The sequence below is a fragment of the Alcaligenes sp. RM2 genome, assembly GCF_052931795.1.
Genome location: NZ_JBRFIO010000001.1, coordinates 397,060 through 409,281 on the forward strand (window position 1 = coordinate 397,060; position 12,222 = coordinate 409,281).

The 12,222-nt window shown below is 57.9% G+C and carries 11 protein-coding genes; 3 read left to right on the forward strand and 8 right to left on the reverse strand.

Translation table 11 applies throughout. The features are described 5' to 3' along the window. Positions 1 to 382 precede the first annotated feature (382 nt). The 3 genes from ACU6HM_RS01795 (at position 383) to ACU6HM_RS01805 (ending at position 3,722) form a co-directional block, all read left to right on the forward strand. On the forward strand, positions 383 to 1,426 hold the full coding sequence (locus tag ACU6HM_RS01795; RefSeq protein ID WP_009456480.1) for an ABC transporter substrate-binding protein: 1,044 nt from the start codon (positions 383 to 385) through the stop codon (positions 1,424 to 1,426). A 164-nt stretch (positions 1,427 to 1,590) separates the two neighbouring features. Next, the gene (locus tag ACU6HM_RS01800) at positions 1,591 to 2,448 is read left to right on the forward strand and encodes an ABC transporter permease (protein WP_009456478.1); all 858 of its coding nucleotides are present in this window, start codon (positions 1,591 to 1,593) and stop codon (positions 2,446 to 2,448) included. Further along, positions 2,445 to 3,722 carry a quaternary amine ABC transporter ATP-binding protein gene (locus tag ACU6HM_RS01805; protein WP_035272547.1) on the forward strand — a complete coding sequence of 426 codons (1,278 nt, stop codon included), beginning with the start codon at positions 2,445 to 2,447 and terminating at the stop codon, positions 3,720 to 3,722. Before ACU6HM_RS01800 ends, ACU6HM_RS01805 begins: the two co-directional genes overlap by 4 nt. 185 nt (positions 3,723 to 3,907) lie before the next feature. Here the strand turns inward: ACU6HM_RS01805 and ACU6HM_RS01810 are convergent, their stop codons facing one another. The 8 genes from ACU6HM_RS01810 to radC all read right to left on the reverse strand — a co-directional run bounded on the left by ACU6HM_RS01810 (position 3,908) and on the right by radC (position 12,197). Beyond that, positions 3,908 to 5,326: an MATE family efflux transporter gene (locus ACU6HM_RS01810; protein WP_250755904.1), complete on the reverse strand. Its 1,419-nt coding sequence runs from the start codon at positions 5,324 to 5,326 to the stop codon at positions 3,908 to 3,910. A 9-nt stretch (positions 5,327 to 5,335) separates the two neighbouring features. Next, positions 5,336 to 6,931, reverse strand: a complete 1,596-nt coding sequence (locus tag ACU6HM_RS01815; protein WP_446763284.1) for an ArnT family glycosyltransferase — start codon at positions 6,929 to 6,931, stop codon at positions 5,336 to 5,338. Positions 6,932 to 7,231: 300 nt separating this feature from the next. Further along, positions 7,232 to 7,498, reverse strand: a complete 267-nt coding sequence (locus ACU6HM_RS01820; protein ID WP_009456467.1) for a type B 50S ribosomal protein L31 — start codon at positions 7,496 to 7,498, stop codon at positions 7,232 to 7,234. A gap of 352 nt (positions 7,499 to 7,850) precedes the next feature. After that, the gene (locus ACU6HM_RS01825) at positions 7,851 to 8,132 is read right to left on the reverse strand and encodes a hypothetical protein (RefSeq protein ID WP_009456465.1); all 282 of its coding nucleotides are present in this window, start codon (positions 8,130 to 8,132) and stop codon (positions 7,851 to 7,853) included. Between the two features lie 50 nt (positions 8,133 to 8,182). Then, positions 8,183 to 8,860, reverse strand: coding sequence for an aspartate/glutamate racemase family protein (locus ACU6HM_RS01830; RefSeq protein WP_035272554.1), 678 nt, complete (start codon positions 8,858 to 8,860; stop codon positions 8,183 to 8,185). A gap of 38 nt (positions 8,861 to 8,898) precedes the next feature. Then, entirely contained in the window at positions 8,899 to 10,317 is a 1,419-nt protein-coding gene (locus ACU6HM_RS01835; protein ID WP_022983306.1) for an MFS transporter, read from the reverse strand. A 272-nt stretch (positions 10,318 to 10,589) separates the two neighbouring features. Then, positions 10,590 to 11,432: a MurR/RpiR family transcriptional regulator gene (locus ACU6HM_RS01840; RefSeq protein WP_254498988.1), complete on the reverse strand. Its 843-nt coding sequence runs from the start codon at positions 11,430 to 11,432 to the stop codon at positions 10,590 to 10,592. 93 nt (positions 11,433 to 11,525) lie between these two features. Beyond that, positions 11,526 to 12,197 (reverse strand): RadC family protein, encoded by a 672-nt coding sequence (gene radC / locus ACU6HM_RS01845; protein WP_302356932.1) that lies wholly within the window; start codon positions 12,195 to 12,197, stop codon positions 11,526 to 11,528. Between the last annotated feature and the right edge of the window lie 25 nt (positions 12,198 to 12,222).

Sequence of the window (12,222 nt, forward strand, 5' to 3'; positions counted from 1 at the left end):
TTTTTGCCATTGACATATTCCAGAATTTTGATGGTTTTTCGAGGTAAGAATTTGTTTTTGATTGCAAAGGCCCGTAGAATGGCCTCCTTACCAGATTCATCAATTCGATCTAGAACCGCCTGAAACTGCGTGTTCTATTCGCACCAAATCATCGCGCCGCGCGGTGTAACCCTGGCCCAGCCGTTTTGTTTCGGTCAAGGCAGCGAACAGTACAAAAAGGGCTCAGCCCTGAATATTGTTCCGGGTTTTTCGTGAGTGCCTGGCACTCGCTCTATACGTAGGTATGTATTGGCGATAAGAGCATCGTCTTCCGCACACCCCTTTAGCCTTGGCGCCGACTGATCATGCAGGACGCGTCCACAGTAACTCAAGGAGGAGCATCATGTCTTCATACTTCCCTCACGCCGGTGCCAAGTCGCGCTTGCACCGCTTTCCCCTGATTCAAGCCTCTGTGCTGACCAGCGTGTTGCTGGGTTTGTCGTCCGCCGCACAAGCCGCTACCCCGGTTGCCTGCGAACTGGACCGCACGGTTCGCTTTGGCGGCATGAATTGGGAATCCAATCTGGTCCTGACTGAAGTCGAGCGTTTTATCGCTGACAAGGGTTATGGCTGCAAGACTGAGGTCATCTCGGTCGAGACGCTTCCGGCCTTGGCCGCATTGGAGCGAGGCGACCTGGATGTCAACACTGAAATCTGGCTCAACAGTGTGGCTGATCCCTGGAAACAGGCTGAAGCCAAGGGAAACGTAAAACGTATTGGTGATATTTATATGGGTGGCGAAGCCTGGTTCATTCCACGCTACACCGCCGAGCGCCTGCCTGAACTGAAGTCCGCAGCGGACCTGCCCAAGTTCAAGGATGAATTCAAGGACCCTGAAGAGCCCGGTAAAGGCCGCTTCTATGGCTGCCCGGCAGGTTGGGGTTGTGAAGTGGTCAGCGGCAATCTGTTCAATGCCTTGAAGCTGGGTGATACCTTCACCTTGTTCTCGCCCGGTACTGGTGCCACGCAGAAAGCGGCTCTGACCTCTGCTTATCAGCGCAAGGAAAACGTGGTGTTCTACTACTGGTACCCTACGCCGCTGGTGGGTTCCATGGATCTGGTCAAGCTGGAACTGCCCGCTTATGACGAGAAAAAGCACGGGTGTCTGACGGACCCGGATTGTGCCAATCCAGAGCCTAGCGATTACCCCGAAAATCCGGTGTTCACGGCTGTGAATACGGAGTTCTCCAAGCAGGCTCCCGAACTGACGGCCTTCCTGGCCAATGTCAGCATGCCCCTGGAGCTGATGAACGACACCATGGCCCACATGGAAAAAACCGAAGGCGAGCCTGAGGATGTGGCGCACTGGTTCCTGAAAGAGCACGAGGACACCTGGTCCAAGTGGGTGCCCATGGAAGTGGCTCAGCGCGTAAAAGCCGCTCTTTAGTATTCGTGTCGTTGTAGGGCGAGGCCGGCCTCGGTGACTGCACCCCATGCGGGTGCGGGTACTGAGTCGTACCTCGCTTTTCTGCCTGGCCCCATTGTGGCCGGCAGGCTCATGGCCGGGCGATATGCCCGCGCCGCATGCACGAGTTTTACGGAGTGTTTTTTATGTTTCCTGAGTTGATTGATCCGCGCGCCTTACGTTTGCCCATCGATCAGTTCGTGGGTGATCTGGTTGCCAATTATTCCAGTACCTTGCGCGCCATGACCCAGCCTTTGCTGGACATGCTGGTCTTTATGGAGTCCATCTTGCGCAGCAGTCCCTGGTGGGCCGTTGTGCTGGTGGTGGTCGTGCTGGGCTGGGCTGCCAGCCGTCGCGTCCTGTTTTCCGTGGCCATGGGTGCCATGCTGTTCGTCATTGGTTTGATCGGCCTGTGGGATGCTGCCATGCAGACCCTGGCGCTGATGATCGTGGCCGTTTTCCTGTCTGTCCTGATAGGCATACCGCTAGGTCTGTTGATGGCCAGCTTCAACTGGCTGCGCCGCATCATGATGCCGGTGCTGGACGTGATGCAAACCATGCCCAGCTTTGTGTATCTGATTCCGGTAGTGATGCTGTTCAACCTGGGCAAGATCGCCGCCCTGATTGCCACCATTATTTACGCCATTGCGCCGGTGATTCGTCTGACCGATCTGGGTATACGCCTGGTCGACAGCGAAGTGCTGGAAGCCTCGCGTTCTTTCGGGTCCAACCGCTGGCAGCAGCTCTACGGGGTGCAATTGCCATTGGCCATGCCCAACATCATGGCGGGTATTAACCAGACAACCATGATGGCGCTGGCCATGGTAGTGATCGCCTCCATGATCGGTGTGCGAGGTCTGGGCTACGAAGTGCTGCAAGGTATCAACCGACTGCAAGTAGGCCGTGGCCTGATGGCCGGTTTGGGTATTGTGCTGCTGGCTATTCTGTTTGACCGTATCACACAAGAATTTGGCCGCCGCTTTCAGACACGGGAGGCCTCATGAGCAAGATTGAAGTTCGCAATATCTACAAGATCTTTGGCTCCCAACCCGAGCGCTGGCTGGAAGAGGCCCGCAACGGTGTGCGCAAGGACGAGCTACTGGCCAAAAGCGGCCACACCTTGGGGCTACGTGACATCAGCCTGTCCATTGAGCATGGCAGCATTTACGTCATCATGGGTTTGTCCGGTTCGGGCAAGTCCACCCTGATCCGCCATTTCAACCGCCTGATCGAACCGACAGCCGGGCAGATTCTGGTCGATGACGTGGATGTGATGAGCCTGGATGGCAAGGCGCTGATGCAGTTCCGCCAGCAAAAGATCAGCATGGTCTTCCAGCGTTTTGGCCTGTTCCCGCATCGCACGGTGCTGGAGAACGCGGCCTACGGTCTGCAAGTGCAGGGCATAGGACGTGCCGCCCGTGAAGAGAAAGCCACTTACTGGCTGGAGCAGGTAGGGCTTCAAGGCTTCGAGAATCAGTATCCGCATCAGTTGTCTGGCGGTATGCAGCAACGTGTGGGTCTGGCGCGTGCCTTGGCCACCGATGCCGACATTCTTCTGATGGACGAAGCCTTCTCTGCGCTGGATCCGCTGATTCGACGTGAAATGCAGGACCAGTTGCTGGAACTGCAGGCCCGTCTGAACAAGACCATTGTGTTTATTACGCATGATCTGGACGAAGCGCTGCGTCTGGGCAACCGGATTGCCATTCTTAAAGATGGTGAACTGATCCAGGAAGGCTCGCCCGAGGATATTCTGCTCTCGCCCGCCAGCGATTATGTGCAGGCCTTCTTGCAGGATGTGAACCGCAGCAAAGTGCTGAACGCTGCTCATGCGGTGCGCGATTCCAGCAAGACGCTGACCTTCACCATGCGTACCCGCGCTGTTCATGCGCTGGAGCGCTTGAGCGAACGGGGCGTGCGTTATGCGCCTGTGCTCGATGGCAAGCGTCTGGCCGGTGTCTTGATGCGTTCCAGTGCTCAAGAAGCAGTGCAGCAAGGTGCACGGGATATTTCCGGCTTTGTGGACGAGATGAGTTCCGTGCCCGCCACCATGGGTCTGGATGAAATCCTGGGGCAATTGCTGCGTAGCAGCGAACCTTTGGCCGTCACTGGCGAGAACGACGAGTTCCTGGGCCTGCTCTCGCGCAGCAAGGTTGTGGACCTGGTCAGCCCGCTGATTGATGCGGTGGAGGAATCGCCAGATGCGGCTGCAGAGTCGACTCCGGATGATACGGCCAAGATCGTGGAAGCCATTGAAGGCAGTAAACCTGCTGCCTGAGTTAGCCTTGTCTTGCTAAAGCGATAAAGAAAACGGGTCCTGTTGAATAACTGGCCCCGTTTTTTTTTTGTTTGTGCTTTCACGGTTTGGCTTATTTTGGCCTTAGGCTTTTAGTGCTGAGCAATGAGCCGCTGGATGTCTGAGTCTGCCATGGACCTGAATGCCGGCAGCTCATGCTTTGCTTGTTAGGACGCCCGCGCCTTGCGTCTTGCCGGATTGTAGATACGCAGAATATGGCTGTACCAGAATAGCAGCAGCAAGGCCGAGGCCCCCAGGCCCAGGCTGGACATGGTCCACAAGCTGGCCGCACCCACAGGCGCACCCGGTGCCAGCCACTGAATAACCCCTTCCAGCGATCCGGCCGCCGGTCCAAACCCTAACCACCAGCCACCGCCCAGACCCAACACGCTTAAGGCAAAGAACTGCAGCAACATGGGAACAAAAGCCACTTTATAGGCGCGCAGCAAATAGGAAATCAGGCACTGGAACGCGTCGAAAAAGTGGAAGAAGGGCAGCAGTTGCAGCAAGAGCAGGGCGCGCAGGGCTACGTCGGCATCGTCGGTATAGGCATGGGCCAAGGTAGGGCGCAGCAGAACCAGCAGGCTGATCGTCAGCGTGACCCCGGCCAACACAATCCCCAGACTTAACATTCCCACATGGCGGGCACGATGATATTGCCCGGCTCCAATGGCTTGAGCGCTGACCGAGGCCGCAGCAACACCGACGGCCATGGGCACCATAAAGCAGACAGCGGCCAGATTGGCCATGATCTGGTGTGCACCCGAAGCAAAGACCCCTTCGCGGGCTACCAGCAAAGCCATGAAGCTGAAGGCGCAGATCTCGATCAGGTAAGAGCCGCCCATGGGCAGGCCCAGGCGCAGCAGTTCTTTCTGCGCCGTCCAGCTAGGCAGGCCCAGTCGCAAGCTAAAGGGCTTGTAGAAGCGGTCGGCGCGCAGCAGCCACAGGCCAGCAGCCAGCATTAGCCAGGAAACCACGGTGGTCGCCAGGCCCGAACCGACGGCTCCCATGGCTGGCAAACCGAATTTCCCGAAAATCAGCATCCAGTTGAACAGGGCCTTGAAGGCCACGCTGAACAGATTGATCAGCATGACGGCTTTGGGGTGAGAGGTTGCCGTGCCCAGGCAGTAAATCGTTCGGAAAACCAGGGAGGCGGGCAGGGCCAGAATCAGGCTGCGCAAATACCAGGTCACCCGGTCGTGAACCTCAGGGCTCAAATCGCCCGACCAGCTTAGCCAGATATTGGGAAAGGCCAGCGCCAGGGTGCCGATCAAGGTCAGCAACAGGGCCAGCCACACGCCTTGCCCCCACCAGCGGCCTACTTCAGTCAGGCGGCGCGCGCCAAATTGCTGCGCAATGATAGGAATGAGGGCGTGGATGACACCCATCAAGCCAATAAAGACGGTGATGTAAATGGATACGCCCAGGCCCATGGCCTGCAAGTCGACCGGACTGCTGTGGCCGACCATAACGGTATCCAGCACCCCAAAGGCGATACCCGCCCAGGAGCCGACCAGCACAGGCCAGGCCTGACGCAGGATTTGGCCTGCCTGGCCTTTCCAGTTGTGATGAAACACGGAGGACATGATTGAAACTTACTGAGCTTGTACTCGCAGCAGACGGAAAGCCTCGTGACGATCTGGCCCGCGTTTACCTTGCCAGAGCTGGACCGCATTGTCAGGAATGGGGGCCTTGCCATCTTGCAGGTCGCGCAGGGAGAACTGTTCCAGCACCAAAGAGCAGCGGTTGTCGAAATTGATCTTGATGTTGTTAAACACCAGGAAGGAGGCTCGTTGTCCCGAACCCAGGCCCCAGGAGCGCAGGCATTCGCCGGGCTGCCTGTGTTCGCGCAGGGCGGCGGACAGTTCACCGGAGACGTCCCGGTAACTACGTACGTAGTCCAGCGAGGGCATCCACAGGGTAACCAGCAGGAGCCAGGTCGTAATCAGGCCACCTGCAGACAAGACCGTGCCGCGCAGCAGCCCTGGCGGGTTGGTGGACAGGCGCCAGCGTACCAGGGCGATCCAGGCGAGCGTACCTAGCGCGGCAATAATCATGACCGGCCAGGAGATAAAGGTGTCATAACCTTGAGTCTGGCGGGCGATATTGTGCGAAATCTGACGTGGCCAGCCGGTTTGTTGCGCAATCCAGCCCAGCCAGACCGTGGTTGCCGTCAGTGAGAAGCACATGATGGCAAACCAATCCAGCGTATTGACCACGCCACGCCGCAAGGTGGGCAGCGAGAACGCGGCCAGGACGGCGCAAGGTACGACCAGCAGGGCGTATTCAGGCTCGAAGGCATCGCGGATAAACAGCAGGCTCAGCAGCGGGACCAGCAGGCTGATGGCAGGCACATAAATATGCGGGGCCTTGAACCAGCTGCGCCACTGCCACATTGCCAGCAGTGCCAAAGGCCAGGTCGGCCAGAGGAACCACAGCAAGTCACGCAGATTATTCAGTTGTTCCTTGAAACCCGCCCAGCCCCAGGCGGCCAGATGCCACAGACGCCACTGTTCAGTCCAGTACACACTGACGCGTTTGGCGGGAATCCACCAGGCCATGATGATGGCCAGGGTCAGGACGGCACTGAGGGCCAGCCATTGGCTGTGCTGACGCAAGGGGCCGCGTGGAATGAAGCACAGAGCGGTAGCCAGCATGATGGGGCCAGCGCCCAGCCAGCCACGGGTCAGGAAGCAGGCGCCCAAAGACAGGCCCAGCATGATCGCACCGGAAGCGGGACGGTCAAACATGCGCACCAGGCTGTACAAAGCCAGAGCCTGGAAGGCAATGATGGCTGGTACTTCCGAGGTTTCGTGCATACGCCAGAGGATGCCGACCGTGGCTACCGTCAGCAGCAAGGTGGCGTCGGCAATCATGCGCCCATAGTCCGTGGGCGAGGGCTCGCCCCCAAAGGGCAGGCGCAGCGGTTGGGCCTCAGGGCGTCGAGCCAGCCAGTAGGCGCTGTGCCAGACCGAAGCCGCCAACATGCCGAACCACAGCAGGTTAGGCAGTCGAGACGCCACAATATTGGCATTCAGCTCGGAGGTAAAGAGTTTGAGCAGTGGCGCAAACAGTGTAATGAACAGGGCACCCAGCCAGGTGGTCAGCGGCCCGTCCTGGGCATGTGCCAGATCGCCCACCTGCGGCAACAACAAGGCCTGACCGCTGGGATCTGACAAAGCGGTAAGCATGGTTGCAAGCCCGATGACATCGTCTGCCTTCCAGGGATCGCGGAAAAACAGACCCGCAAGAATGTAAATAGTCCCAACGACCAGCAGGACCAATCGGGGAAGTTTGACGGCAGCGGTAGCAGTCAGGCGAGCAGGGGTGGAGGTGGGTATGAGGCTGGATGACACGTCTAGGGTAAAACAGTCTGTTGATTCGCCCTATCTTAATGCAAAGGGGGCGCCTTGGCCGGGAAATGTGCGGTAAAAAAAAGGCAGCCGAAGCTGCCTTTTTTGCGCTGAACGCGGTATGCCGAGAAAGAGAGCTTATTCGCCTTTCTTGACGGTACCAGCCGTACGGGCAAAACGGGCGCGGAATTTTTCAACGCGGCCAGTTTCCACGATACGGGTTTGAGCGCCCGTGTAGAAGGGGTGCGACTCGGACGTCACGTCACACTTGAACAGCGGGTAAGTCTGACCGTCTTTTTCGGTGGTTTCGCGAGTCTGGACAGTGGAACGGGTGATAAAGGAGTTGCCCGTTTGCAGGTCCAGAAACACCACGTCACGGTATTCTGGGTGAATGCCTTCTTTCATGATGATTCCTGTTTTGACAAATAAGGACCGCCAGCAAGGCACGTATTTACAAAAATAAAGCTGCGCAGGGCAGATTTCCAGTCTTGTAAGTACCGGCACTAAAAAGCTAGAGGGCTGTTTTTTTAACCGGGTTTGGGTTTTGACATCCTGCCCGATTGAATAATGCCTAAAGACTTTTTGCCACGTATCCGATGAAGCCTGAAATTTTAGCATTGAGCCGCCGCTTTTCAAAGAAAACTCCATCAAAGCGCGGCACAAGCGCAACAAGAAGCCGCCTAATGTTGGGCGTCAGGTCCCGAAACCCGGAGATTGTCAGGGTTCGGGGCGTCTTGCTTGATGGTCGATAAGGTCGTCAGTCGATCTGTTTGCGCTTGCGGAAAGACAGAATCCAGATGCCGACCGCCAGCTCAAGTGCCGCAATAATCCACAAACCGCTTTGGAAATTACCGCTGGCGTCTTTCAGGGCACCCAACATGAAGGGCGCGCCAAAGCCGGCCAGGTTGGCGACCGAGTTGATGAAGGCCACGCCAATAGCTGCTGCCGAGCCTGCCAGAACGGCGTTAGGCAGTTGCCAGTACACCGGAATGCAACCCATGGTGCCGGACACGGCAATAATCAGGCTGATGAAGGCCATGCGCAAGGGTGCTGCTTGTCATGGGGTGTCTCCTTGTGTGGTACAGCGTGTTATGGCTGATCTGGGGGCAGGCGCTCGGCCATAAGCTCGCAGGCAGCAATGATGGGATTGATCACCGGCACAGCCAGCCTGCTTTGCAGGGCCTGGGCGCTTTGGGCCAGTGGGCCGCCGCCGATGATGACGGCGCGGGCACCGTCCTGTTCGATACACGCCGCGACGCTATCGGCCAGTTCCTGATCCTGACGATCAGGGGCCTGGGCCAGATCCAGTGGGGCGGTAGGGGTCAGGCGCAGGCCGGAGAATTGTTCGCTCCAGCCATAGCGCTGTACTTGATCCAGAATGGATTGCTCCAGACCGGGGGTGGTGGTGGCAATGCCAAAAGGCGTGCCTGCTCGGGCAGCCAGCATCATGGAGGCCTGACCGATGCCGATGACCGGAACCGTGAGGCGTTCAGTCAGGGCTTGCAGGCCGGGATCTCCAAAAGCGCCGACGATGACGCCGTCAACGTCTTGCGCCTGGGCTAGCACCTGCGGGTGCCTGGATATGGCGGCGGCCTGCTCCAGTTCTTCCATTTCGGTCAACATGCCCGGTCCCTCAGGGGCGGTCAGCCCCCGGACCTGGATGTCGCGGCGCTGCAGGCTCTGGAAACAAGCCTGGGCAAGCGCCACCATCATGTCCGTGGTGGGACGGGAAGTATTGGGGTTGATGAGCAGTACGGTATGAGACATAAATACAAGGGCCGCAGCAAGGCGGCTTTTTAAGTGAATCAGGTATCCAGGGGGCGACCAAAGGTTTCGGGCGCCAACTGCAGGACAGCGGCAAAGGTGATGTACATGCCCGCCATCAAGGTGAACATGCCGGCTACGCCGTAGCCTTCCAGCACCCAGCCGCTAAGCGTAGGGATAAATGCGCCCGCCAGGGTGCCTAGTGCCAGAATGAAGGCGGTGCCAAAGGCGCGGACGCGGGTGGGATACAGTTCGGGGGAGAAAATCCAGATCGTGGTGTTGAGCAGCAGCACGCAGAACTGGAAAGCAGCACCGAACAGCAGCACCAGGTAGATATTGAAACTCAGGAAGCCAAAGGCCAGACCGCTGGCGCAAGCCAGTAACGCTCCGTAGGTGAAGACGCGCTTGCGAGGCACGCGGGAGCCCAGGTAAGAGGCGGTCAAGGCACCCAGCAGGCTGCCCGACTGCATCAGGATTGTGAAGGTATAGCTTTTCACCAAAGAATAGCCTTGCTCCACCAGCAGGGTAGGCATCAGGGTCAGAACCGTCAGCTGTGCGCCATAAGTCATGCACACGGCAATGCCGGTCACCAGGGTGCGCATGGCCAGCGGGCCTTGAAAAATCTCGTTCAAACGCACCCGCTCTGCTTTTTGTGCCTGCGGGCCGCTGTGCAAATAAGGATAGGGATTGGCAACGTGACGGCCCAGCTTGCCCGAGGCCAGAATATTCAAAACCTGATTGGCCTCCTCGATACGCCCTTGCGACACCAGGAAACGGGGCGTTTCAGGAATGTAGCGACGATAGAACAGCACCATGAAGGCAGGCATGACCAGCAGGCCAAACACCCAGCGCCAGCTTTCTGGGCCGGGAAAGAGGGTGAAGACCAGCAAGCCGAAGGCCGGGGCCAGCATATTGCCCAGACCGCCACCTGCGACGTTGATCGTGCCGACAGCCGTGCCGCGAAAGCGTGAGGAGCAGAACTCGGCCAGCATGGTGACGGCAATCGAGATTTCGCCACCCAGCCCAAAACCCACAATCATGCGACCCAGGCCCAGTACCCAGTAGCTGGGAGCCAGGGCGCAGATCAGGGCGCCCAGCGTGAACAGGGCCAGATTGATGGTCAGCATGACACGGCGACCGTAGTGGTCGGCGATATAGCCGGACAGCAAACGCCCCAGGGCGGCGGCAGCGAAGGTCAAGGTGTTCAGAAACCCGACATCACGAGGCGTCAGCCCCCAGTGTTCCTGCAGCAGCGGACCGACCAGGCCCACGGCATTTTGCTCGAGCACGTCAAACAGGACGCCCAGCAAAATCAGGGCCAGCACTTTGCGGTGCGAGTTGGTGACGCCTATGGTTTCCAGCGAGTTTTCCAGTTGCTGCTGAACCGTGTGATTGTTGGCCGTAGAACTGGCCTGTGCCTGCCCGGTATCGGCTGGCAAGGGTTGCTGCTTGCTAGACATGGTTTCTCCTCGTTTCAGGGCGTGTATGAGCCCAGCACTATTTTTTCAATCATTATTGTCGTGAAAAAATATTTTCAAAACTAGGGTAAACGAGAAAGATTTTGCAGTGTCTACTGATTGACTGAGCAGGGCGTTGATATACAAGGATTTTTAATAAAAAAAAAGGATCATCGCCGTTTGCGTAGGATCCTTATCTGATTCCAGCCATGAAACTTCTGGGCTGGCTTGACTACGGAGTGCCTGATATGGGCCTGCAATACGAGAGTAGCGGTCTACAGCTCCAGAAAGCTGTCGTGGAAAGCCTCCACCAAGCCTAGATGACGACGCCCGGCAGGACCGGCCTGATCCATCACCTGGCTCAGGATCAGATGGCACAGCCCGATCACCGCCACGTGGTTATCCAGCACACCGGGTGACTGGACATCACAGCGCAGAGTCCAGCGACAAGTACTTTTCTCCGGGCTGAGCTGGTCAGTGATGTGCAACACATTCGGGTTCAGCTGCGCCATCTGCCCGATCAACTGATCCATATTGCGCACCCGGCGACGCAGGGCAAAAATCACTACGACATCGTCAGCGTGTATGCCTGCCAGATGTTCCCCCATGGTCTCGCCAGGGCCGGGAATCAGTTGAGCCTCAGGGACGATTTGCAGCAACTGCCAGCGAAAGTAATTGGCCAGGGCATGGCTGGATCGAAACCCGAGAACCCATACTTTGCGCGCACCCAGAATGGCCTGGGCGATTTCTTTCAGCAACGAGTCGGGGATGCGTCTATAGGTAGCGGCCAGGTTGTTCTGACTTTGCTGCAAGTGTGTGGCCAGCGAGCGCTCGGCTTCCGTTTCAGTGGCTGCCAGCAACAGGGGTGAACCTGCTTTCTTTTCGGAGCGCACTTGTTTGCGGGCGGCCTCGTAATTGCTGTAACCCAGGCGTCGAATAAAGCGGGTGACCGTCGCATTGGACACATTGGCCAGGGAGGCCAGCTCCGAGGCGGTGTAGCCGGCCAGGTCGCCCGGAAAGTCCAGGGCAAATTCCGCCAGACGTCGCTCTGATGGGGATAGATCGTGAAGAATGTCACGTACGCGTCCAACAAAGGACTTGACGGCGGGATCAGACATGGCGCTCCGTACTCTTGTAGTGTGTTCTGGATTTTACGGGGAAGCTCATGGAACTGTATCAAAAATAAGGTGGCATTCATCGCCCTGAATCGTCTATAGATCTCCGCGCTCGGCCATGGAGACAGTCTGGCTGGGCGTGACAATAATGTGGTCCAGCAAGCGTATATCAACCAAAGCCAGTGCCTGGCGAATGTGCCGGGTCAGCCGGATATCGGAGGCGCTGGGATAGGCGGCACCGGAAGGGTGATTGTGCGCCAGAATAATGGCGCAGCTGTGGTGACGCAGGGCGGCGCGCAAAATCTCCCGTGGGTAGACTGAAGCCTGGTTGACTGTGCCCCGGCTGATCTCCTCGGCGCAGATCAGTCGCAGCTGATTGTCCAGAAACAGGGCCAGGCAATGCTCCACGGGTAAATGTCCAATATGGGCCAGACAATATTCGCGCACCTTGTCCGCCTGGTTCAGCACCGGCAAGTCCGTGAGTGATTCCAGGGCACAGCGGCGTTGCAGTTCCCGGATAACCAACAGTTCCGCGCATTTGGCCGGGCCGATTCCGTCCAGTTGGCGCAGGGCAGACGCATCGGCCGATAATAATCCTTTGAGTCCGTTAAAATGGTCCAGCAACATCTGGCCCAGCTCGACAGCATTGCGCTCGCGTGTACCGGTGCGCAGGACAATACCCAGCAGTTCCGGGGTGCTCAGACAGGCAGGACCGTGCGCCAACATGCGCTCACGGGGCCCTTGGCGGCGTAAAGTGGATGTGGCCATAAGAAACGCTAAAATGCGGTAATTG

What these genes read in the sequence shown, in the direction of transcription:
- ACU6HM_RS01840 (WP_254498988.1), bottom strand. Translation starts at nt 11,432, where the DNA reads ATGTCTGATCCCGCCGTCAAGTCCTTTGTTGGACGCGTACGTGACATT.
- ACU6HM_RS01830 (WP_035272554.1), bottom strand. Translation starts at nt 8,860, where the DNA reads ATGTCTCATACCGTACTGCTCATCAACCCCAATACTTCCCGTCCCACC.
- ACU6HM_RS01810 (WP_250755904.1), bottom strand. Translation starts at nt 5,326, where the DNA reads ATGTCCTCCGTGTTTCATCACAACTGGAAAGGCCAGGCAGGCCAAATC.
- ACU6HM_RS01815 (WP_446763284.1), bottom strand. Translation starts at nt 6,931, where the DNA reads ATGCTTACCGCTTTGTCAGATCCCAGCGGTCAGGCCTTGTTGTTGCCG.
- ACU6HM_RS01795 (WP_009456480.1), top strand. Translation starts at nt 383, where the DNA reads ATGTCTTCATACTTCCCTCACGCCGGTGCCAAGTCGCGCTTGCACCGC.
- ACU6HM_RS01825 (WP_009456465.1), bottom strand. Translation starts at nt 8,132, where the DNA reads ATGGCCTTCATCAGCCTGATTATTGCCGTGTCCGGCACCATGGGTTGC.
- radC (WP_302356932.1), bottom strand. Translation starts at nt 12,197, where the DNA reads ATGGCCACATCCACTTTACGCCGCCAAGGGCCCCGTGAGCGCATGTTG.
- ACU6HM_RS01820 (WP_009456467.1), bottom strand. Translation starts at nt 7,498, where the DNA reads ATGAAAGAAGGCATTCACCCAGAATACCGTGACGTGGTGTTTCTGGAC.
- ACU6HM_RS01805 (WP_035272547.1), top strand. Translation starts at nt 2,445, where the DNA reads ATGAGCAAGATTGAAGTTCGCAATATCTACAAGATCTTTGGCTCCCAA.
- ACU6HM_RS01835 (WP_022983306.1), bottom strand. Translation starts at nt 10,317, where the DNA reads ATGTCTAGCAAGCAGCAACCCTTGCCAGCCGATACCGGGCAGGCACAG.
- ACU6HM_RS01800 (WP_009456478.1), top strand. Translation starts at nt 1,591, where the DNA reads ATGTTTCCTGAGTTGATTGATCCGCGCGCCTTACGTTTGCCCATCGAT.